The sequence below is a fragment of the Halomonas sp. LC1 genome, from assembly GCF_030247125.1.
GTDB lineage: Bacteria > Pseudomonadota > Gammaproteobacteria > Pseudomonadales > Halomonadaceae > Vreelandella.
In genome coordinates this window covers 562,974-585,226 of sequence record NZ_JASSPG010000001.1, presented here as the reverse complement: position 1 = coordinate 585,226, position 22,253 = coordinate 562,974, and the positions used below count along the sequence as shown (strand labels likewise).

The 22,253-nt window shown below is 51.1% G+C and carries 22 protein-coding genes and 2 pseudogenes; 11 read left to right on the top strand and 13 right to left on the bottom strand.

Annotated elements, in window-relative coordinates; translation table 11 throughout:
• From QIT27_RS02765 to QIT27_RS02720, 10 genes and pseudogenes are all read right to left on the bottom strand, one after another.
• On the bottom strand, positions 1-300 hold the full coding sequence (locus tag QIT27_RS02765; protein ID WP_285262822.1) for a hypothetical protein: 300 nt from the start codon (positions 298-300) through the stop codon (positions 1-3).
• A gap of 166 nt (positions 301-466) precedes the next feature.
• Positions 467-877, bottom strand: a complete 411-nt coding sequence (locus QIT27_RS02760) for a hypothetical protein (protein ID WP_285262821.1) — start codon at positions 875-877, stop codon at positions 467-469.
• A gap of 131 nt (positions 878-1,008) precedes the next feature.
• Complete coding sequence (locus QIT27_RS02755; RefSeq protein ID WP_050713463.1) at positions 1,009-1,779, bottom strand: copper resistance protein B; 771 nt, start codon at positions 1,777-1,779, stop codon at positions 1,009-1,011.
• Positions 1,780-1,788: 9 nt separating this feature from the next.
• A complete protein-coding gene (locus QIT27_RS02750) occupies positions 1,789-3,612 on the bottom strand; it encodes a copper resistance system multicopper oxidase (RefSeq protein WP_026001905.1) in 1,824 nt (607 codons plus the stop codon).
• A gap of 68 nt (positions 3,613-3,680) precedes the next feature.
• Positions 3,681-5,015, bottom strand: coding sequence for a sensor histidine kinase (locus QIT27_RS02745; protein ID WP_246638232.1), 1,335 nt, complete (start codon positions 5,013-5,015; stop codon positions 3,681-3,683).
• Positions 5,002-5,667 carry a response regulator transcription factor gene (locus QIT27_RS02740; protein ID WP_009288249.1) on the bottom strand — a complete coding sequence of 222 codons (666 nt, stop codon included), beginning with the start codon at positions 5,665-5,667 and terminating at the stop codon, positions 5,002-5,004. The genes QIT27_RS02745 and QIT27_RS02740 overlap by 14 nt, the downstream gene beginning before the upstream one ends.
• A 14-nt stretch (positions 5,668-5,681) precedes the next feature.
• Positions 5,682-6,182, bottom strand: a complete 501-nt coding sequence (locus QIT27_RS02735) for a cupredoxin domain-containing protein (protein WP_285262820.1) — start codon at positions 6,180-6,182, stop codon at positions 5,682-5,684.
• Between the two features lie 140 nt (positions 6,183-6,322).
• Positions 6,323-7,612, bottom strand: a pseudogene (locus QIT27_RS02730) (ISL3-like element ISPpu12 family transposase).
• A 21-nt stretch (positions 7,613-7,633) separates the two neighbouring features.
• On the bottom strand, positions 7,634-8,146 hold the full coding sequence (lspA, locus tag QIT27_RS02725; protein WP_004863699.1) for a signal peptidase II: 513 nt from the start codon (positions 8,144-8,146) through the stop codon (positions 7,634-7,636).
• A 3-nt stretch (positions 8,147-8,149) separates the two neighbouring features.
• Positions 8,150-9,046 (bottom strand): cation efflux transmembrane domain-containing protein, encoded by an 897-nt coding sequence (locus QIT27_RS02720; protein WP_004574643.1) that lies wholly within the window; start codon positions 9,044-9,046, stop codon positions 8,150-8,152.
• 95 nt (positions 9,047-9,141) lie between these two features.
• On the opposite strand from QIT27_RS02720, the gene cadR reads away from it, so the two are divergent.
• On the top strand, positions 9,142-9,549 hold the full coding sequence (gene cadR / locus QIT27_RS02715) for a Cd(II)/Pb(II)-responsive transcriptional regulator (protein WP_004364961.1): 408 nt from the start codon (positions 9,142-9,144) through the stop codon (positions 9,547-9,549).
• Positions 9,550-9,645: 96 nt separating this feature from the next.
• Here the strand turns inward: cadR and QIT27_RS02710 are convergent.
• Positions 9,646-9,753, bottom strand: a pseudogene (locus QIT27_RS02710) (IS5/IS1182 family transposase); the annotation flags it as partial.
• Between the two features lie 211 nt (positions 9,754-9,964).
• Between QIT27_RS02710 and QIT27_RS02705 the strand changes: the two are divergent.
• The 3 genes from QIT27_RS02705 to QIT27_RS02695 are packed head-to-tail and all read left to right on the top strand — an operon-like array spanning position 9,965 to position 11,141.
• Positions 9,965-10,516 carry a Spy/CpxP family protein refolding chaperone gene (locus tag QIT27_RS02705; protein ID WP_285262819.1) on the top strand — a complete coding sequence of 184 codons (552 nt, stop codon included), beginning with the start codon at positions 9,965-9,967 and terminating at the stop codon, positions 10,514-10,516.
• Between the two features lie 36 nt (positions 10,517-10,552).
• Positions 10,553-10,687: a hypothetical protein gene (locus QIT27_RS02700; RefSeq protein ID WP_008957443.1), complete on the top strand. Its 135-nt coding sequence runs from the start codon at positions 10,553-10,555 to the stop codon at positions 10,685-10,687.
• A 13-nt stretch (positions 10,688-10,700) separates the two neighbouring features.
• The gene (locus QIT27_RS02695; protein ID WP_285262818.1) at positions 10,701-11,141 is read left to right on the top strand and encodes a DUF411 domain-containing protein; all 441 of its coding nucleotides are present in this window, start codon (positions 10,701-10,703) and stop codon (positions 11,139-11,141) included.
• A gap of 186 nt (positions 11,142-11,327) precedes the next feature.
• Here the strand turns inward: QIT27_RS02695 and QIT27_RS02690 are convergent, their stop codons facing one another.
• Positions 11,328-12,629 carry an IS1380 family transposase gene (locus tag QIT27_RS02690; RefSeq protein ID WP_285262817.1) on the bottom strand — a complete coding sequence of 434 codons (1,302 nt, stop codon included), beginning with the start codon at positions 12,627-12,629 and terminating at the stop codon, positions 11,328-11,330.
• Positions 12,630-12,810: 181 nt separating this feature from the next.
• Here QIT27_RS02690 and QIT27_RS02685 point away from each other — a divergent pair, with 181 nt between their 5' ends.
• Positions 12,811-13,080, top strand: coding sequence for a BPSL0761 family protein (locus QIT27_RS02685; RefSeq protein ID WP_044630845.1), 270 nt, complete (start codon positions 12,811-12,813; stop codon positions 13,078-13,080).
• A gap of 458 nt (positions 13,081-13,538) precedes the next feature.
• On the opposite strand, the gene QIT27_RS02680 is transcribed toward QIT27_RS02685, so the two are convergent.
• Positions 13,539-13,811 (bottom strand): helix-turn-helix domain-containing protein, encoded by a 273-nt coding sequence (locus QIT27_RS02680; protein ID WP_058578391.1) that lies wholly within the window; start codon positions 13,809-13,811, stop codon positions 13,539-13,541.
• Between the two features lie 98 nt (positions 13,812-13,909).
• On the opposite strand from QIT27_RS02680, the gene QIT27_RS02675 reads away from it, so the two are divergent.
• The 6 genes from QIT27_RS02675 to QIT27_RS02650 all read left to right on the top strand — a co-directional run bounded on the left by QIT27_RS02675 (position 13,910) and on the right by QIT27_RS02650 (position 22,241).
• Positions 13,910-14,521, top strand: coding sequence for a VspR family transcription factor (locus QIT27_RS02675; protein WP_285262816.1), 612 nt, complete (start codon positions 13,910-13,912; stop codon positions 14,519-14,521).
• The gene (locus QIT27_RS02670) at positions 14,518-15,897 is read left to right on the top strand and encodes a DEAD/DEAH box helicase (RefSeq protein WP_285262815.1); all 1,380 of its coding nucleotides are present in this window, start codon (positions 14,518-14,520) and stop codon (positions 15,895-15,897) included. The genes QIT27_RS02675 and QIT27_RS02670 overlap by 4 nt, the downstream gene beginning before the upstream one ends.
• 352 nt (positions 15,898-16,249) lie before the next feature.
• The gene (locus QIT27_RS02665) at positions 16,250-18,343 is read left to right on the top strand and encodes a hypothetical protein (RefSeq protein WP_285262814.1); all 2,094 of its coding nucleotides are present in this window, start codon (positions 16,250-16,252) and stop codon (positions 18,341-18,343) included.
• Positions 18,343-20,562 (top strand): helix-turn-helix domain-containing protein, encoded by a 2,220-nt coding sequence (locus tag QIT27_RS02660; RefSeq protein ID WP_285262813.1) that lies wholly within the window; start codon positions 18,343-18,345, stop codon positions 20,560-20,562. Before QIT27_RS02665 ends, QIT27_RS02660 begins: the two co-directional genes overlap by 1 nt.
• Entirely contained in the window at positions 20,546-21,025 is a 480-nt protein-coding gene (locus QIT27_RS02655; protein ID WP_285262812.1) for a hypothetical protein, read from the top strand. The genes QIT27_RS02660 and QIT27_RS02655 overlap by 17 nt, the downstream gene beginning before the upstream one ends.
• A gap of 4 nt (positions 21,026-21,029) precedes the next feature.
• Positions 21,030-22,241, top strand: coding sequence for a tyrosine-type recombinase/integrase (locus QIT27_RS02650; protein WP_285262811.1), 1,212 nt, complete (start codon positions 21,030-21,032; stop codon positions 22,239-22,241).
• Positions 22,242-22,253 lie beyond the last annotated feature (12 nt).

Sequence of the window (22,253 nt, the reverse complement as noted above, 5' to 3'; positions counted from 1 at the left end):
CTAGCGTGCCCCCTCGACAGGCGTACTGGTCCGAAAGCCGATGCGGCTTTGTGTCGCGGTGACTTGAAACTGATCCCCGACATCCCTCTCATCTTCCGATCCTGCGACTTCAGCAAAGTAACCTTCGTTAGCTGATCCGGCATCCCGATCGAAGTTGTAAGCCATGTTCAGCCTGGCGTAGCCATAAAGCCCCACGGTGGTCTCTCCCACTTGGGTTTCCAGGGCCGAAACATACGTCGAGCCGATTGCCAAGGCCATAACCGTCATGCTGACCAAGGGAATCTTCTTGTTATTCCACATGATGACACCTCTTTATGAATTGTCTTGTTTTTACGCCGATTGCGGCACTATAAAGTTAGCTAAAATTCCTGAATTAAAGCTGAATTTGTTTGCCGAGATACTAGTTTTTCATAAAAAAGGTCAGCTCATGGCTGACCTTCTTAATTCATGTCAAGACTAAAGGATATCAATAGGCGACATGTAGTTCATAATAACGGTTATCATCACTGCCTCCCCTTGATCTTCCTGTTACCTCAAGCTGATAATTACCCGGTTGCAGCTGACGAACAAGTTCGAAGTGCCCCCGTGGGCTGGAAGCTTCTGCTACCTGCTGTCCCGCCTCATTATAAAGAACAGCTGAAATGCGGTTGCCAGTGCTGGTAAATCCTGGAAAGTGCTCACTCACTACTTTCAGTGTAGTCGCTTGTTCAATGTTAATATTGAAACGCTTTGATTGGCCTTGGGCCAGCAATTGTGTAGAAGAGACGCCTCTTTCAAGTAGTGGCAGATCTTGGATGGTCGTCCCATAGTTAGCCAATGCAGGCGTTGAAAGAATGCTAGCTACAAGCGCTCCAAAGAGAATTGATTTAACTTTCATGATAACTACTCCAGTGGTTGGTTACATGGTTATATTAGCTGGGGTTTTTGAAATGAAGCTGAATATAAAAATAAAAATAATAAAAAACGCCACCATTTGGTGACGTTAAAAGTTACACACTGTCAGAGTCGTTAGAACATTAGTTTAACACCGGCAACAACTCCAGTATCTTCAGTGTTGTCGCCACTGGCTCGGGAGAGATCTGCAGTGTCGCCGTATTCTTTCTCCCAATAGGCACCGATGTAGGGGGCGAAGCGTCGGGTCACTTCGTAGCCTAGCCGTAGGCCAGCACGAACCGAGTTAAGGCCTTCGCCCACGCCAAATTCTTCAACTTCACTGGCGGCCACGGCAATTTCGGTGCGCGGCTGTAGGTAGAGCCGCTGAGTCAGGCGCAGATCGTATTCGCCTTCAAAACTGGCGGCCACGTCGCCATCTTCACTCACTTGTAATGCCACGTCGGTTTCAATGCCGTAGGGCATTACGCCTTGCAGGCCGACAACCCCATAGGTGCGTTCAGCGTGATCATCGGAGAAAACACCGCCTTGATAACCGATCCCCCCCTGTAACTCCCAAAAATCAGCCACTAAACGACTATAGAGTAGTTCCAAAGACTCAAACTCAGCATCTTCGCCGTCGCCCTGGACATTTTCGCCTTCTGACTTTAGGTAAATGCGGTTGATATCGCCGCCGTACCAGCCTTGAAAGTCCCATACCACGGCTTCTGGGCCTTTATCAGGCACGCTATATTCGAGCCGATCAAACAGTGCCATACCCATATTATGTTCCTCAGTGGGCGCTGGCCAACTGTCTGGTGCCGCATAGCCATCTTCGGCTTGAGCGGTCGTGGCGGCGGCCATGCCAAGGGCGGCGCTGGCGAGGGTTAAGTAGCGCTTAATTTTCATACTGCCTCCTTAAGAAACTTGAACAACGCGGAACATGCCAGCATCCATGTGATAGAGAAGGTGGCAGTGGAACGCCCAACTGCCCTCTGCATCTGCGGTGATCAACGCAGATACGCGCTCACCGGGCTTCACATTTAGGGTGTGTTTGCGTGGTATCAATTCCCCTTGGCCGTTTTCTAGCTCCATCCACATACCGTGGAGGTGAATAGGATGCTCCATCATGGTGTCGTTAATCAGAATTAGGCGCAGCCGCTCATCTTTCTCAAAATGAATAGGGCCGGTCACTTCGCTAAACTTCTTACCGTCGAACGACCACATATAACGCTCCATATTGCCGGTCAGGTGCAGCTCAAGCTCACGGCCTGGCTCACGGCGATCAGGCCATGGTGTGAACGCTTTGAGATCCCGGTAAACCAATACGCGTCGTTCGTCAGGATCAATGCCGATTCCCGCCTGGTTATAGCGAGAGCCCGGCTGAGCTTCACCGGCGAGAAGCAAACCATTTGCGCCTATTTTGGCCTGCTCGGCTGCCATCCCCCCCATAGTAGAGTGATCCATGCCTTGCATGTTGGACATACCGGAGTGATCCATCCCAGCCATGCTGGAATGATCCATCCCCGACATGTTGGACATGCCAGAGTGATCCATCCCCGCCATGTTGGAGTGATCCATACCGCCCATACCGTGGGCACCCATGGCTTCCATACCGCGGTCTGCAATTTGACGGCGTTCAGGAATCTCCGCCTGCATGCCTTCACGTGGAGCTAGCGTGGCGCGTGCATAGCCGCTCCGATCCATGGCTTCGGCGAAGATGGTGTATGCCCGGTCGTCTTCAGGTGAAACCAGCACATCGTAGGTTTCAGCCACGCCAATACGGAACTCATCAACAGGAACGGGTTGCACCGGTTGTCCATCAGCGGCCACCACGGTCATCTTCAGGCCAGGTATACGAACATCGAAAAAAGACATGGCTGAGCCGTTAATCACGCGTAGTCGTATCCGCTCACCAGCTTTGAACAAGGCATTCCAGTTTTCTTGAGGAGAATAGCCGTTGAGAAGATAAGTATAAGTACTACCGGTGACATCGGCGATATCCCGCGAACTCATGCGCATTTGAGCCCACATGCCGCGCATTTCAGCGGTCTGAGCAAAACCGTTGTTACGAACATCGGCAAAGAAGTCAGCAATCGTGCGCTCTTGGAAGTTGTAATAGCCTTCCATGGTTTTCAGATTACGGAACACCGACATCGGGTCTTCAAAAGTCCAGTCGGTGAGCAGTAACACATGCTCACGGTCGTAACGGATAGGCTCACGCTCGGCAGCGTCGATAATCAATGGCCCTGCATGGCCAAGCTGCTCCTGCATACCGGAATGACTGTGGTACCAGTAGGTACCGTTCTGACGGACGGGAAAACGGTAGGTAAAGGTTTCACCAGGGGCGATACCTGCAAAGCTAACGCCAGGCACACCATCCATTTCCGGCGGTAGAATGAGACCATGCCAGTGGATGGAGGTGGGCTCGTCCAGCAGGTTGGTGACACGCAGTACTGCGTCTTGACCTTCTTTCAAACGAATCAGCGGGCCAGGACTGGTACCGTTAATGGTAATTGGTTGGGCTTCTTGTCCGTCAATAGGCAACGATTCACGGCGGATCGCCAGCGATACCTCGGGCCCTTCTTCAACGCCCTGAGCATAGACGTTGGTACGGCCCCAGGGGTTTGCCCAGGCGGGAGTTAACCCCATTGCCGCAGCAGAACCTAAGCCTAAGGCAGCGCCTCCTTTTAACACTTGCCGACGAGAAAGAGGGTGAGAAATGATACTTGAGCGTGCCATGTGTAACTCCCATCAATGATGAATGACACCATCTTGATGGAAGAACCTGAAACAAAGCTGAATAATGATTAATTAGCTACTTCACCCGCTAGAGGCAGGATAATCGTAACGCGCAGTCCACCCAGTGGACTGCGCTCAAAATACGAGTGCCCTGAGTAGCGGGCAATTAGCTGCGCAAGAATCGACAGGCCTAAGCCGTAGCCGGGACGGCGTTCATCCAGTCGTGTGCCACGCTCTCCCAAGCGCGAAAGATCCTCTTCTGCAACGCCGAGGCCGTCATCATCAATGGTGAGCGTGAGTGTGGTTGCGGAGACGGCAATATCGCAAAGAACGCGCCTGCTCGACCATTTTCCTGCGTTATCAAGCACGATGCCTAATATTTCTGAAAAATCGTGAGATTCAATGGGAACTTGTTCTTCCTCACGTGCTGAGTGAGTCAGGTCGAACATACGCTCAGGATAGAGGCTACGGAACATCTCAATCAGCCGTAAGCTATCACGAGTAACGTTGGCCATTCGTCCCGCATTAGGGCCTGCAATACGTGAACGACGCAGCTCCGCATCCAACTGGGCGTTAATGTCTTCAATACGGCTGAGTAGTTTATGGCGCCGGTTGTCATCAATGGGCCGGTTGCCACGCAGTACTTGAGTAACGGCTGCCAGCGGTGTTTTTAATGCGTGTGATAGGTTGGCGACCGATTCTCGCGAGCGCTTCAGACGAAGATCAATGTCGTCCATGAACCAGTTCAACTGGTCGACTAATTCATCTAGCTCCGAAGGGGCTACTAATGACAAGCGATCACGTTTGCCTGATCGCAATGCTTCAAGTTGTTGGCGCAGTTGCCAGAGTGGTATGAGTCCACGGTTAACCGCTAGCATGTTGAGTATGATGAGCATCCCTAAAAGCACGGCGGCGATCCCACCGACCCACCAGTGTAAAGTTGCAAGCCCTGATTCTACTTGGGAAAAATCCTCGCCCACCAATAGCACACCCTGCGTGCCCTGCCACTCAAAATGGCGGCGATAGACGAGCATGTGCTGTGTTCCGCGATTCACATCTATTAGGGCATCGCCGCTCTCATCTAGCAACGGAGCCAGCTGTTGCTGCCATTGCGGGTCAGAAGCGCTGACCGAGCCATTGAAACGGAGTACGTAGAGATGATGAAAGACTTGATAGCCTTGGCTAACCGAGTCGAGCGCAGTCGGTACAGTCGTTTGGTCTTGCTCTAGCTGCGCGACCGCGTGGTTTGCTTCACGTTGTAAGCGATCACCTAAAAAATCCCTTGCCAGGCTCTGTAAAAAGATCCCGTGCAATAGCCACGTGGTGACCACCACCAGTAGCGCGACGCCGCCTAACCATGCGAGTAGCCGAATGCGTAAACTGCGTCTATCAATGTGAAGCAAAGAAATACCCCTGACCACGTCGCGTTTGAATGACTGATTTACCGAGATAACGGCGCAGACGAGCGATGTAGACTTCCACCAAGTTAGGTGCGGCTGCGTCCTGATCCAAGGCGTAGAGCTGCTCTAGTAGCTGATCTTTCGAGTGAATACGGTCTGGATGAAGCATTAAGTAGCGCAGTAATCGAAACTCCGTTGCTGTTAGCGAACGCCACGTTTCTCCTTCTAAGCACACGCGTTGACCCGCCTCATCCAACGAGACACCGTTAAGCGTAATCACATGAGATAACTGACCAGACTGCCTACGCAACAAGGCCTTCAGGCGAGCCATAAGTTCGGCTTCGTGGAAAGGCTTGGTGAGATAGTCATCGGCTCCGGTTTCAAGTCCGATAACTTTATCTTCCCAGGTATCGCGCGCCGTCAAAATCAAAATAGGCGTACTGCGCTTCTGCTTGCGCCAATGAGCGAGAAGATCTAACCCCGACCCATCGGGCAAACCGACATCTAAAATAGCCAGCTCATAATCCTCGGTTGCCATCAGCGACTTGGCCGCTTTCAATGAAGCGGCCAAATCAACCAGGTAACCGTTGTCCTTGAGACTCTCTGCCAAGCTTTCTGCTAACAAATCATCATCTTCGAGTAGCAACAGTTTCATGGGTCTGCGTCAGATTAGAGAGAAAAATTACCGTACATGCCGGATTCATAATGACCAGGAATGTTACAGGCATACTCTAGCTCGTTAACATTGTCAGGGACACTCCATAATAAAGTCCCGGTTTCACCAGGCGCAATGGTGACACCTGCCATGTCCATGCTGGCCATATCGTGACCGCCGCCGTGTGACATATTCGACATATCGTGGCCTCCGCCGTTGGCCATGTTTAGCATCATTTGACGATGTTCTTCTTGGGCTTCTTTGCTACCAATCACAAACTCATGTTCTAAATTGCCGGTGTTGGTGATTTCAAATTTAACAATTTCACCCGCCGCCATTTCTAGCGTTTCAGGGTCGAACCACATATCGCCAGCCTCAAGGCTGATCGTGCGGTCAACGTCAGCCTCGGTTAGGTTATTGCCACCACCGCCGTGGCCGGGTGCAGCCAGCGCCGCGCCCGTGATCAGACTTAATGAAAGGGCAAACAAAGACGTTGTTAAAAGAGTGTAGCGCATGGTCATTTACCTCAGAGGTTATTGTCACCCATTCTTTATACGGTGTTAACCTGAAACGAGCCTGAACCTACAGTAAAAATATGGGTATACGGATTTAATGGTTGATGGGGCACCTTCACCCCATCAATCTGATACCACCCTCAGATGGTTGATAGATCGACTCCGTAGTTGAGTTCCTCTGCGAAGTCCGGCAGTCCGTAACCGATGGTTTTCTTGTAGAAAGGAGAGACCTTCGCAGTCGGTGCCTTCTTCTTGTGCTTCGTGGTGTAGAGCATTCGTGCCCGCATCACCTCGAAGGAGTAACCGCGCCCTTCACGGTTCTTGTCCTTGGCCAGTCGGTTGATGGACTCCGTGTAAGCGTTGGTGACGGGCATGTCCGTCTCGAAGTAGGTCATGGTCTCTTCGCGCCAGTTTCCCACTGCCCTGACCAGATCGCTCCAGACTTCCTTTTGGCCCTTCGGGATGGTGGCTATCCACTCGTCCAGGGCGGCTTCTGCCTGGAGCCGTGTGGTGGCGTCCCAGATGCCGTAGAAGCGCTCCTTGTGCTCGTAGGCGGCCAGCAGTTGCGGGAACGCGCCTGTTCAGGTCTCCATAATGAGGCGCTCCCGGTCTGAGACTTCGTGAGCGCGTTTCAGCAGGATTTTCCGGTCTCCCTTGAGAGTCCGGCTCTGGGACGGTTTCAGCTCCTTTCTGAGGCCCTTGCGCACTCTCTCTAGGGCATCGTTGGCCATGCGCACCACATGGAACTTATCGACCACGATACGGGCCTGGGGCAGCACAGCCTTGACCGCTTCCCGGTAGGGGTTCCACATGTCCATGCTGACGATCTCGACCTTCTGCCGGTCTTTCAGCTTCATCAGGTAGTTGGTCACCACGTCCTGGCGGCGGGTGGCCAGCAGGTCGAGCAGGGTTCGCTCCTCAATGTTGGTCAGAATGCAGCGGTAGCGCTTGTTCAGGTATAGCTCGTCAATGCCCAGGATGCGGGGCGTCTCGAAGCGGTGCCAGCGCCCCAGGAACTCGGCGCGGGCGTTGAAGATGTCGCGCACCGTCTTCTCGTCCAGGCCGGTCTGTGCCGCCACAAAGGTGTAGGGGTGGTTGAAGGATTCCTTCTCCACGTACTCATGCAGCCGCAGTGTCATACGGAATCCGTCCACCATCTCTGGTAGCTGGGGCCTGAATGTTGTCTTGCAGGCCCGGCAGGTGTATCGGCGGCGGACCACCCAGAGAGTGACCCGCTTGCCGTGGATGGGCAGATCACGATAGGGAACGTCACGCTTGCCGAACCGTACGAACTCACCCTGCACGCCGCATTCCTCGCAGGCGATGGGATCGGGCACGTCCACCTGGAAGTGCATTTCGTCGTCGGTTGATTTGCAGCCCAGTACTTGGTATTGCGGCAGGTGAAGGATGTTGTCGGGAAGTTCGGTCATGGTGTTGTATAGGCGTAGGTGTCAGTCAGATCCATCCGGCTCGGCATTGGTGTTTGCTTTTTTACCCAACAAGCTGCTGGAAACGAAAAGTAAGGCACCGAGGACAATTGCAATATCAGCCAGGTTGAAGGCCGGCCAATGCCAGTCTCGCCAATAGAAATCAAAGGAATCCACAACATAGCCGCGAAAGACCCGGTCAATCAGGTTGCCCATGGCGCCACCGAGGATAAGACTGTAAGCGATGGCTTCTCCTTTATGACGATTTTCAAGGATCAGCTTGATCAGAAAAATCGAGACCACTACCGCGATTCCGATAAAAAAGTAGCGCTGCCAGCCTCCACCATTCGCAAAAAGACTGAATGCGGCACCGGTGTTCCATAGGTGCACCCAGTTAAAGAACGGGGTCACCGAAACATACTCGCCATAGGCCATTGATTGCTGCACCAGCCACTTTACAGCCTGATCAGACGCTGCCAGCAGGCCCGATATGGACAATAGGGCATACGGCGAGAGCTTTTTGCCAATAATGAGCATTATTTAACCCTTCAACGCCAAAATGCGTCTGGCACCGTTAAGTACAATGCCCCCCGCGATGGTGCCGATAATCAGATCCGGATAATTGGAACCGGTCCACGCGACCAGGGCGCCGGCGGTGATGACCCCCAGGTTGATCACCACGTCGTTGGCCGAGAATATCCAGCTTGCCTTCATGTGCGCCCCGCCTTCCCGATGTTTGGATATGAGCAGCAGACAACTGGTATTGGCAATCAATGCGACGAATGCGATAGCCATCATCACCAGCGATTCAGGCTCACTACCGAATACAAAGCGTCTCACCACCTCTACGAGCACGCCCACAGCCAAGATCAGTTGCAGTACACCAGCAAGATGCGCGGCACGTACCTGCATTTTCACGCTATGTCCAACCGCATAAAGGGCAAGCCCGTACACCGCCGCATCGGCAAAATTGTCCAGGGATTCTCCAATCAGGCCGGTGGACTGGGCGATCAGACCGGCAGTCATTTCCACCACGAACAGAAGTGCATTGATGCCGAGCAACCAGCGCAGGGTCCCGGATTCTTGCTTAGCAGAAGCTGCCGAAAACTCGGCGGCCTTGATGGTCTCCGGATTTGCAGCGACGGTTTCCTGAAGCGAGGCGCCTAGCCCCAAGGTCTTCAGTTTCGAGGTGACGGGCTCGACCTCGCCGTCATGCACGACCTTCAGCCGGCGGTTCGACAAGTCGAAGGACAGCGCCCGAATCTCCTCAAAGCCGTTCAGGGCTAGGCGAATCATTCGTTCTTCTGATGGACAGTCCATCTTCGGCACGGCATAAACACTGACCCATCTCCCTGGCGCCTCGGAGGAGGCCTGTATATCGGTATCCGCTGCGGACGTTGCATCACCGCCACAGGCGCCACCACAGGATTTGCTCATGATACGACTCCACTTGAACAATGTTGTGGTACCATTTTAAACTATAAAGCTACTATAAGGTCAATAGAGTAAAGAATCCGTTGGGGAGGAGGCTGATGCGCATTGGTCAGTTGGCGCAGTTGGTAGGGGTCGAAACACAGACGATCCGCTTCTATGAACAGCAGGGCTTGTTGCCGCCGCCTGATCGGCAGGACAACGGTTACCGTGTCTATACCGAGAAGCATGGTGAGGGGCTGGCCTTCATCCGTCGCTGCAGAATCCTGGGCCTGTCACTGGCTGAGATTCACGAACTACAGAGCTATCAGGACGACCCTCATCAGCCTTGTACCGCCGTCAACGCCTTGCTCGATGATCACATCTCTCATGTGCGGTCGCAGATAACCGCTCTGCAAGCGCTTGAGAAACAACTCGTTTCACTGAGAGCGAGTTGCAACGATGACCGGGAAGTTGAGGCGTGTGGGGTTCTTGCTGGAATTAGCGAAGGAAACATGCACCAGCAGTAGGTGAAGCATCAACCAGATAATCCGATGAGATGCCGGTCTGTCTCACTCTCATGCAAAGGTAAGATCAACCATTTAATCCGCTTACCCTTTTTTCTCCAGTTGCGTCCAGGGGATCAGATTGTCCATCCGCTCCAGAAAGAGTTCGCGGCGAGTCTTTCTCTTCTTGTTCTGGTACTCGGCTTCGGAAAAGGTGATTTGATCCATGGCAGCACTGAATCCTAGTCAGTTGACGATGGCCGTATTATCGCTGATGGCAGGGACTTTTTCAGAGCTTCCTTAGGTATTGGGATCGGTTTCTCCTTTACCTTTGGGCCACCTATAGGTTGTAGGCTTATAACGAAAGCTAACTCCGCCTTCTTCCATTTTTAATGGATAAGGCGATGTCTCGACCAGCAACATGATAAGAGGAAATATCATGGTTAAGCACAAGATGATCTTTGCCATTGGTCTGGCTGCAAGCCTCAGTGTCCCCAGCAGCGCCATCTTCGCTCAAGGTATGAGCCAAGGCGCCCAAGGTCAGGGCAATATGATGGACGGCCAAGTCGGTATGGGTTCGGGCATGATGATGGGCAGTCAAGAAGGCATGTACCCAGGAATGATGATGGGAGGGCAAAGCGGGATGATGCCTTGTCCAATGATGGAAGGCATGGGGAGTATGTCCGGCATTGGCGGTATGCTCGACGAGCAGCAGATGAGTACCATGCGTGAGATGCGCCAAGAACACCGCGCGGCCCAGCGTGAGCGGATGGGCGAATTGATGAACCTGCGCGACGACATGATGCAAACCATGCAGACTGAACGCCCTGAACCAGAGGAAATAAAGGCGCTGCATGCTCAAATGGCCAACCTTCATGGCGATATGATGGCTGATAACGTGCGCATGCATAATCAGATGCAGGACTTACTGACCGATGAGCAGCGTGAACAGATGAGAGGAAGCATGCCCAGCCACCATGGCCCGCAATAAGCCTTGGCGATTGCCTCTTTTTTTAGGAGTGATGGCATGATGAACGCGGAATGTTTTGCTTTTATGGGGTCAATGGGGTGGCTAGGCTGGTTGATGCCCCTGGCCATGCTGTTATTAATTGGCTTGGCGATCGCTTCGCTGGCCAAGTACCTCTTCAGTCGTTCACGCTAAGGAGTTGAAAATAATGCAACATATGAGCACCAAGCTTTTACTCTCTGGTTCCATGCTGCTTGGGGCGGTCTCCGCCCAGGCGGCGTTACCGCCAGAGGCAACATTGTATAAAAACCCCCAGTGCGGCTGCTGTGACGCTTATGCACGCCATCTTGAAGAGTTCGGCGTAGAAGTGACGATTATTGACGATGTAGAGCTGGGTGATATTAAGCAGCAGGCAGGCGTGCCCTATGGCCTGGGTTCATGCCATACCATTGAGATGGGCGAGTATTGGATCGAAGGCCACGTTCCAATGGAAGCCGTGCAGGCGCTGTTTGAGGAACAACCCGATATTGACGGTATCGGTTTGGCGGGTATGCCCATTGGCACACCGGGTATGCCGGGGCCACAAGAAAGCCCTTACAATGTGTACACGTTTACAGGCCAGGAAGATGAGCCATTTATGACCCTTTAGTAGGGTGATAAAAGCTCGCCTGCTGTCTGCACGCCGTTCTAACCTGGATTTCTCATAGTACCTCAGCCAGTACCGCACTCAGGCTGTAACACCGCTAAACACCTACTGGCTCGACTTACATCGGCTACTTTTTAACCAACACTTCCCCCTTCCCCCCATTGCGTCGGGCCGGGGGCGCCCGAGCAGTCAGTTCGGCACCAACCGCCTGACGAGATCGGATAGCGCCGTTTTATAGGGGTAGCTGTCACTCATGAGTACGCGGATTCGACGCGTATTGCGGATGATGACCGCGCCTACTTTGATGAGCTTGAGCCTCAGGTTGCTCGGACTCATGCGCGCGAAGGGCGTCTTCTTCAGGTAAGTGCGTAAGCGCTCGAACAGCGTATAGGCAAAGCCCGACAAGATCAGCCGCCACTGATTGGCCCACCAGTGCGTGCTGGAGGTCCGGTCAGCAAACAGGCTCAGTTGTTGATCCTTGATCCGGTTCTCCATGTCACCCCGGGCACAGTACTGCTCGTAGTAAAGCTTGAAGCCGTCATCGTAACGGGAACTGATGATAAACCGGGGATTAGAGCCCAGCTCGCCTTCTTCCAGACGGGCCACCACCCAGCGTGGGTATTTCCAGGAGTGTGCTTGATACGGAAAGCGAAACGTCTCTGCCACTTTCCCTCCCACCTGCCATTGGGTCTTGCGTACCAGCATCATGGGCACATCCACTTCCTTGAGCAGCCGGCTGTTCTTGGCGATTCCCACGATGTAGTCGACGTGATGCCGATCACACCAGTTCAGCATCCGGGGACGACAAAAGTGGCTATCACCTCGTAACACGATGCGCGTATCGGGCCAGTATTGACGGATAAAGCGTACCAGTAAGGCGAGGATCGCCCAGCTATGGCGGCTGTCGCTGCGGTCACTGGTGCGCAGATAGCTCACCAGTAAGTGGCGCCCACAGAAGACATACAGCGGGAAGTAGCAGTGGTGATCGTAATAACGGTTAAAGAACTTGCCGGGTTGCTCGCCATGCACGGGGATGTCGGTGCCATCAAAGTCCAGCACGATCTCCTTTGGTGGTTCGTCATGCTGTTCAATGAAGTGATGCCACAGCAACTCATGGGCCTTCACTATTGCTTGCCGATCGGCGTTCTGCTCCACCCGGCACAGCGTCGACTTGCCTGCCAGCGTATCCTCTTCACCGAGCGCTGTCTGAAGGGCCTGATCATAGCGCAGGGCCTCATGGTCGTTGAAATCTTCATAGCCAGCGGCGACACCGAACACCCGCTGACGAACCAGAGTGTCGAGCTTATGACGAACCTGTTCTGGTGCGCGGGGATCATGAAGCACGGCGGCCAAGCGGCGTGTCAGGCGATGCTGTTTATCGACTTCACGAAGCAGGAGTAATCCGGCGTCCGACGTAATGTGGCCCCCGGAGAAGTCGGCCTCAATTTGGCGGCGTGAGAGTGGCGAGAAGGTCAGCTTTTCAGGTACCATTTTGGAAGCGGCTGTTGGTGCTTGATGGATTGGTTAGGTTCTTGAAATCATAGCACTTTCAGCCGCTTTCTTTTATACCCTGTGAGAAATCCAGGTTAGAGCCCAGCTCTAAGCGAAGAGATCTGTCGGTACGTGCGATACACCCTAATCGAATGGTGTTAGAAGCAATGAGAGAATCCCAATGACGTTACCTAATGAGCGGACACGTGCAATTATTCAGACTGAAGCCTTTCTCATTGAACTGAGCAAGGATAAATCCATTTGTGACGAGAAGCGGCAAGAAGCACGACGCTTGCTGCGTCACTATCCAAGTCGTAAAGAAATGCTTTTAGCTGGTCAAGTAGAGGAAAAGCTTACTGCAGGCTCTATATTTACCCCCTTTTTTTCAAGCAGCATGGAAAGAGAACCCCCGGGTTCTTTTGAACACGGGGCGGGAGATGCACCTGCATAAAGTCTTAGTCTTAGGTGCCAAGGGTGGGAGATGAGCCTGTATAAAGTCTTTTTATGAGGCGTCAAGGGCGGGAGACGAGTCTGCATAAAGCCTTAGTCTTAGGCGCCAAGGGTGGGAGACGAACCTGCATAAAGTCTTTGTATGAGGCGTCGTCAAGGGCGGGAGATGAGCCTGCATAAATAAAGAGCGACGGAGCCGCCATCGCGCAGGCAGCAAGCGTGTGGCTTCCAGCCTGAAAAATCCCTTCTTAGCTGCATGTTGAAGCATGCTTCGCAGTCCATCCATGACCTTCCGGTTATTCACATCTGCTGGGACGAGGTTTCGTTATGAGCGAGACCGTAGTGCAGTGGGGCAGGAAATGGTGCTGGGAAGCGAAGCGTACGTTTGGCACGTACTGGCTAGGAGTGACCTAATTCATGCAAAACGCTGCTACTGAATCAACTCTAATCTCGAAAAGGCTATCGCCCTTGGCTACGTCCGTCTCTATTTGATTTTTGAGGAGCTGGTAAGCTGACGGAAGACATTCTAGGGAGAAGAGTTGTCGGCTCGCAATGCAAGGCCGCAGCGATTCTATACAGTTTCTCAATGGTGATGCCCACTTCTCCACGCTCTATCCTTCCCATATAGCTACGGTCAATGCCTGCTAATAATGCAAAGCGATCCTGAGAGAGGCCATTCGCTCGGCGCTTTTCCCTAATGTTTTGTCCGATAGCGACTGCCAGCTTTTCCATATCTGCCTCATTGGTCATGAGGCAGGACTATCGAGCGTTGCGGCCTATCAAGCCACGGCTTATAATCCGTATTTTTCACTTCTTTGATGCCCATGCCCATGTCCCGTAACCTCCCGAGCATAGATAGGCGAATCATTCAGCTCTTGCTGAAGCCAGAAAACTCCACATTCTGTGTTCAAAGCCTTCGGGATCAGTATCTGGAGCTATACAGCGTTAATCCTGTACACAAAGCACCACTGCGACGCTTCATTTATGAACGAATCAAAAAGCTGGTTAAGGCTCATTTTGTTGAGAAGGACAGCGAGAGACGTAAACGTGGTCAGCTTTACCATGTAGGAGCTGCGCTGCTGGAAGCTGATCTTGGCAATCCTGAAGATGACTTTGCTGAGTGGCTTCAGCGCACACACCCTAAAACACCGAATGAGCCAGTCATCAAGGGTGCGAGCCAGTCAAATAGCGAAGAGAACAGGCAAGCAGTAAAGGCGACTACCGATAGCTACACGGTATTGGAAAAAAAGTTAAATGAGGCGCAAAGCCGGTTTTTGGAATCTTTAGGTGAAGTGGAGGCCTTCCAGCAGCTTATGAAGGAACATCCAGAGCTTAATAATAGCCTTTCAATTGACTACCGCAGTGCCCACGAGCGTAGCTCACGTCTTTTAGGCCATGTCAGCGCTTTAGAAAAGGCCATAGGCCGCCTCAGTGGCTCATGATTGTGTTGCGAAAGTGGCAAGCGGACTGTTTAGACAAGGCCAAAGCACACTATCAGAGCCACCGTGATTATTTCGTTCAGGCAACCCCAGGCAGCGGGAAAACCCGTCTTGCTGCCGAATTGGCCAAGTGGTTACTTGAAGAACATCTTATCGACTTCGTTATCTGCTTTGCCCCTACGCGGGAAGTGGTTGCTGGCATGCGGCGCACGTTTTCTGCTGTTTTAGACCAGCGTTTTGGAAACGTCATTGCATCCGCAGGAGCCGCTTATACTTACCAGTCCATGGAATACCAGCAGGGAGAATTTTGGGATATTTTTAAAAAATTTCGCGTATTAGCTATCTTCGACGAAATTCATCACTGCGCAGGCCATGATCCTCTCCTTAGTAACACATGGGGGCAGCAGATTATTCGGAATATCCAGGATCAAGCAACTTATACCCTCGGCTTGTCTGGAACCCCTTGGCGTTCTGATGACCTTCCTATCGCGTTGGCACGTTACTCTGATCCAGAAGGGCAGCTGATCTGTGACTATCGTTATGACCTACAAAGTGCTGTAAACGAGGGCGTGTGCAGAGCCCCACGGATTACGCTGATCGATAACCCTCTAATTAGGCTCGTCGAGGAAAAAGAAAACACCGAGTCTGTTCGAGGGTTTTCATGCTTCTCTCAACTACTCAGTGAGTCACCCGTTAGCTATGAAGACCTGTTGCGCCATGACGACATCCTCAATGCTGTGCTGGATATAGGTATTCTGCAGCTGAGTGAAACCCGGCATAAGACCCCTCAAGCTGGGGGGCTTGTGGTGGCGACGGATATTGAGCATGCCCACCAAATTGCTGGAATACTGAATGCTAAGCATCAAAGCTATGTCGTAGTCACTAGTAAAACACCTCGGGCTCAGCAACTAATTGACCGGTTTCGGCATGACAACACCTGCTGGATTGTAGCGGTGAGCATGATTTCTGAAGGCACTGATATTCAGCGTCTTTCTGTGTGCTGCTACCTCAGTCGCATTCGCACCGAGCTTCACTACAGGCAGGTACTTGGCCGTATTTTGAGAAGGGTTGGGACTGAAGATAGAGAGGCGTGGCTCTATGTCATCGCGGAGCCTACGTTGCGCCAGTATTCACAAAGAATAGCGAATGACCTGCCGGAAGATCAATCAACGCTGCAGTCCAAGAAAGTTAATGAGCGCGGTTCCGGGCCACATGCACGACACGCCGATGGCAGCAAAGCCGACGAAGCAGAAAATAAAGATAACTCTCCGTCTCCTATTGAGCAAAAGGGTAAGAGCGAGTTACAGGTTACGGACTCCTCATTGATAACCCTAAGTTTCTCTCAATACTACCGCCAGTATCTTCTATCGTTAATATAGCCTTGTCTTTTGGGGGCTAATACACCTAGCGTTAAGGCTCAAAACGTCTACCTTGTGATCCAAAGTGCTGCGCTTATTCTATGAATTCAGGATCCAAGCCTGAAGAGGAGCAAGCCACATGTTTTTAACCCTGCTGCTTTGACGAGTATTATACTTGGGTATTCGGAATTGAGTGTGGAAGCTGCTGATTTGTTCTCCCTCTCAATTCCGGTTTCAATATAGAAACCTCCGGAGAAGTGTCCGCTTTCCAGCAGGTCGCAAAGCTTAGGGATTTTGGACCGTGCTCAACCGTTATGGGCACTTTATCCAGTCCAAGCCCTTAAGCTCCTTACTACAATAAAGGTGATCGATATTGTTTGTAGAGATAACGAAACACACAGTCCGAGATTTCTCACAATGGGTGGAGTACTTCGGGGAACATTTCCTGACTGAGCTTGCAGCAGGCTACGCCAGTGAGTACGCGGGTTCAAGACCCGCCACTGAGAAAACAGCGTGGTATCAAATCCAAAATTTCTTGAATTTCATTTCGCAATCAGGTGGCGCTAAGTCACTGAAGCAATGGCTTCTCAATCACAACTGGAAAAGCACGCCACCCCTCGACGTATCGGTCCACTGGTATTCCGTAATCGCGGATTATCGTGAGTCCTTAAAGAAGCAGGATATCGGGAACTCTAGCCGGGGTAACGCGGTTTGGGGTGCCAATCGCTTTCTCGAAATAGCCGAAAACAAAGGTTTGGTACCTCTAGGCTTACGATTACATGGATGGAAAGTGGAGCATGAAATTGGTCAGGGCAGTACCTTCTTAGACGTTACGATTGATAAATCGATTGATGTAGAGGCCCTCGTCGGGAACGGACTCGACTTTGTTGAAGATGCCGTAGAGCTTGATGACCAAGAGAGGGAGGGCATCAGGACTCTCGTTTCCAATATTATGCTTGAAGCGAAAGAGAGCAATCAGAGCGAAGAGATTGATCTATTTTCATCAGCAGCAACAGTTCTTGCGAGACGCATCGAACTTGTTAAGTGCACTTCTGCTGAAATCATTGTCGACCATATGAATAAAGTTGCTCAAGCATCTATTTGGGCTTCCGATCCAGAAATTATTCGTAAAGCCAAGGATTTGCATGAACTCTTTCGGACGTCGAAAGAAATAGGGGCGAAGACTGCTGGTAACGAATATCTACGGTTGCTGTCAGCAGATCCACTTCCAGTCCTGGTCGCCTACGCCATTAAATACTACGACCATCTCTGGCCTAGAGAGAGGAGAGGTGGCCTCACTGACCTCTACTACCCTCAGTTTTTGTCAAAGATCAGGGAGAATGGACTGTCACATCACGATGTGCGGAGGTATCTCGGCAACGATTCTTTGGTATTGGCAGCGGCTCATGCGTTCATCACCATCGAAGTTGCAGGTAACCCAGACAGTATTTCCAATTTGCATCGTGACGCTCTGCAATATGAAGAAGATGCCCAAGTTTATGTTCTCTCTTGGTATAAGTATCGATCAGGTGAAGAGCCTGAGTCCGAGATTGTCTCCAGTCGGACGGATGTTGGTCCTGTAACAACAGGTTCCCTGTCTGTCGTGGATGTCTTCAGACACGTGCTTCAGATAACTGAGCCTATGCTTGCCTTGGCGCGAGAAGAGGATCAAAACGCTCTGTTCATGGGAGACTATAAAAACAACACGCGCGCAAACAATGAGGAGGGTTTCCGCAGACCAACGAAGATTAATCCTGCCACTTTGAATTCAAAGTTTCGTGAGATCTGTCATTCGGCTAGTAGCGGCAAGTGGTCAAGTCCGCTAAAAGCCATTCGCGGATCTGTCTTGCTGCTTGAAGGACTGCTCACAGGTGATGCGACGGCGGTTGGGAAAAAAGGCCGTCACAAAACTTATGACATGGCCAGAAAATACGTGTCGCACATACCTGAGATGCTGCGTCGTACATCAAAAATTCGTGAGTTTTTGGATTGGTTTGAAGCACTGTTAACGATCGATATTGAGGACTATGCTGACAAAATTGGTATTGATAAAGAGGCTTATGATGAGCGCAAAAAGGTGATCCTGGAAAATCACTTTGGTGGTATTCAATGCTCAGATCCCAAAGCTGGCGTTCAGCCGGGCACGGTCGAAGGAGTCGTTTGCGATAGAGTCGATAAATGCGTGAGTTGTGAGCAACGGAGAGATATTTTTGTTCTATCCCAATCAAATATTATTTCCTTGCTTCAATGGCACGCCGTCATCGATAGAGCCCAGAAGGGCTTGTCTGAAGATGAATTTGAACCGTGGGCGCTCTGGTTTCTCTACACGAACATGATGCTCGAAAGGCTCTCCAGTGCGCCACAGCACTCGACTTTATTGAGGAATGCTCAGGAGGAAGTAAGGAGTCGACCGAATCCGTATGAACAAATCATACCCACCTTTGACGTGACGGAGGAGGTTGTCTGATGGGAGCGGTTATCGATTTATCTCAATATCAATCGCATTTTCAGGGCACTGAAGATCAAGAGCTTACAGGCCTGGAGAGCTACAAGCCTTCATTTTTAGCACCAGGAACGGAATATCGACACTTGGCATGGAAGATCAAAGATGCCCCCAAATCCGGAAATTCCATCGCTTTTACCGTGCCTATCGCGCCGAATGTTTTGCTGTCCGATGATCCGGATTTGCTTGAAACTGTGAAGTTTGCTCTTTCAGTGATGGGAACGAGTCAGGCCAAGCACATCGGAAGAGTGAATTCCCAGAGCCTCATTAAGAACTCAGCTAACATTTGGAATTTCCTGCGACTGCTCAGGTTCAAGTTTGATATCCAGTCGCTGAGCAGCATTAACGATGCTGTGAAAGAACAACTGCTAGAAGAATATAGGAATCCGTTGGTGCATCGACTGAATCTTCGGGAAAGACTGCCTGAGTATTTAGATTCGGTGACGGATTTGTCGCGTTTATGTATTAAGCGCAGTCAGACTAAACCCGATCTGAATGTCTCGCTCATTGCCGAGGACCTAGGCGTTGGTAGTCGATTGCTGAGTGATGCCTTCCCCGTAGCTTTGGCTAAATTTAGGGAGAAACACGACTTTTATATCAAGAAGCAGCAGAAAAAGTATTTAAATCAGGAGTGCGACAAAGAACCAGAAAAGCCTAAAAAAGATACCATTCGAAAAGATCTAACTGCGGTAAGAAAATTTCTCCGAATTATCGAAATTTTTGGGAAAACCCTTCCAGAGAAGCACCGTCCATCCGTCATGCTATCAGACTTTAATCCGAACAAGCTTGCCAAGAAATGGGGTATGAGCGGTGGTCGGACCCGAAACATTCCTCAACCCGTGTTTTTCGAATTCATGGATCGGGCGATCCGCTGGGTAGTTGGTTATTCTGATCCTTTGTTGGACTACAGAGACAGGGCAATAGAGCAACATCGGACGTTCTTGGAGGGAAATAATCGCGGTGGTTCCGAGGAAAGTCGGTGGACGTATGCGTCAGGGAGAATGGCGTGGTGGTTTCGAGATAACCCATTGAAAGAGCTGGAGAACCAGCCTGGAGCGCCCTATGAAATTTCCACGTGGGCCTCTGAGCCGAGTGAAGAAACTTTCTCGCAACGACGAACTATCAGTCCAGAGCAAGTTGAAGAGATGAAGCGTCTCCGCAGTGAGGGTCTTAAGTATCAGGATATCGCTGACGAACTTGGCGTGTCGAAAGCGTCGGTTTCGCGTCTTCTAAACCGAGGCTGGTTGCCGAATGAAGGATATAGCCTTAACAAGGTATTGCATCGGTATCTGCCGACCGCATGCCTTGCCGTAATCTATTGCTTTACCGCACGACGACAAGTCGAAATCGAGTCCTTGCAAGCCGGATGTTGCTTTGATTCGAAAAATGGCCACTGGATAAAGCTATACAGCGCTAAAGCTCTCCAAAATTATCAAGTGTTTCCGACCATCAAGTTGGTTCAAAAGGCAGTCCACATCCTAGAGAGGCTCACTGAATCAATCCGATCAGAGGATGATCAGTCGCTCTTGCGGATGCCAACTTTCAAAGGAGAAGAGGTCAATTACTGGCAAGATGGTCAGTTCAATGAATTCGCAGATCTTGTCATGGATACCGATGAAGAAAATAACTGGGTCTGGAGTGAGCACCAATTTCGACGTTTCTTCGCGATGACCTTTTTCTTCCGGTGGGACGCGGGGGATTTGCCCACTCTGTCGCATTACCTCCGTCACAGCGGATTCCAGATGACCCAGCAGTATTTGACCGCCCCTGATTGGCGCTTGGCATTTGATGAAGTTCGCGCAGAGAAAATCGCGGACCTCGCTTTGCATCCTGAAGGCCTTTCAAGCGCCTTACAAGAGGATTTCAGCAAACTACTGTCCGAATTAGAGGTCGAAGACGAACGGCGCTCAAGCAGGCTTATAAAGCGCGTCAATGAGGTCGGCATCGTTATCAATCACATTCCTGATGGTCTTTGCTTTGGAGAATCCCCCGCATACAAAGAACGTTCTGCTTGTTTGGAGAATGAAGCAGTGCAGCGCTCATCAGCGGTTCAGGGCAGTTGTCAGGGCTGCCCAAACCTCTGCTCATTCAGTCATCCACAAGACCCTGAAATCATTATTGATGCCGCGCACAGCGCTATCATGAAGAAGTTTTTGGAGAAGACTGATGACAAAAGAGTATGAGACTCCAAAAAAAAGCGCTCCCTCAGAGTCCAAACTGGATGCGAGGGGCCAGATTATCAGCAAGATTGAGGTCATCGAAGAGTATTGTGAAACGAAGCAAGCCAGGTTCGAGTTGCCTCGCAGAGGAGCGTTCTCTCTTAACTGGTTCACGGATTTTGCCGGAATTCATAAAACCAACAGGCTGATCAAAAAGGACGGCGAGTTCAGGCCAAGGCTTGACCAAGCTCTGAAGGATGCAATCCAGGTATATAAGGCAATTGCGAAGTTCGACCCAGCGAAAGAGACAGAGGTCGAGCAGCTTAAGCGCGAAAATACAGAACTTGAAGCAACATTGAGGCGACTTGCTACGGATGTTTGGGACTTGATGAAAGAAAACGAAGAATTCCGCAGAAGATTGGGAGTTGCGCAAGCGCAACATCGCGACAAGGCGAAGGTGGCGCGATTAAAGGAAGGTGGAGATTGAAGCGATGGCTAGGATTGTAAGGACTGAACATAAACATCCAGTCGTCATTGCTCATAATGGCGCTTTAATGCGGGTGCCGACGCATTGGCTCATTAACCTCACTGATGAAAACAAGCCAAGTTACGTATCTGATCTAGCCGGCCGTCTTGTTTCATGGCTGTCGTTTCTTGAAGAGCGAGGTATTACGGCGGAAGAAGCTGTCCACGATGACATCATTAAGTTCCGCGACGCAGAAGGTGAGAGCCTTGCGCCTGGGACAGTCAATGCCAAATTGCAGGCGGTAATACAGTTTTATTGGTGGGCTCAGGAGAGAGGTTTTTTCAGGCCGACGATTGTCGGATGGAGAGATTTCTACAAGCCTGACCAGCTGTATCAAATTGATGTGAAAGCTCCCAGGCCAAACTCGAAAAGCGACTCTCGCTATGTCATACCTTTTTTGCTGAAAGTTCCCAGAAAAGGAAGCCCTAAGCTAATTACAAAGCAACAGGTTGGTGACTTGATGGCGCGGGTTCGTGAGCGAACCGAAAGCATACGTCGAAAAGATGCTGACGATGCGATCATGATTCATCAACGTCGGAATGAGCTGATGCTTCGCTGGGCCAGTGAGGGCGGTCTGAGGCGGCTAGAGGTGGTTAGGCTGTCAAAGGGCTGCGTTCCTGGGTCTCAGAAGGGCAGTTACAAAAAGCGTGTCGAAGTAGGAATCACTCTTGGTACGAAAAACGGCTCGCACCGCACGATATCGGTGACAGCAGAGCTAATTAACGCGACCAATCAATACATTCACGAAGAGCGTCAAGACATTGTAGATCAAACCAAAAGCGATCCAGATGCTGTGTTCGTGACTGAAAATGGCACGGCAATGACAGCAGGTAACTTGTCAAAAATGGTGAGCCGCTGTAGTTCGAGCATCACCCCTCACGACCTACGCAGATATGCGATTTACCGATTTGCCTGTCTGAAATACCAGGAAGAGCGGCTACTTGTAAAAGCGAGTGGAGATCGTAAAAAGATAGATGAAGACAGCATTGAACGGGCGTTGGCTGGCTTCGCAGGTCACAATGACTCCGGAACAACCTTTAAATACTACGTGTCACTGGCGAGAGTCTCGACCGAGGGTTCCGCGTATTTGCAGACGATAGGTAGCGAAATCGATGCGCTTAAGGAATTGATTGGTAGCTTAGAGGAGCGTAAGGAAAAGATCACTGAGAGCATGTGATGTGACGCGTAT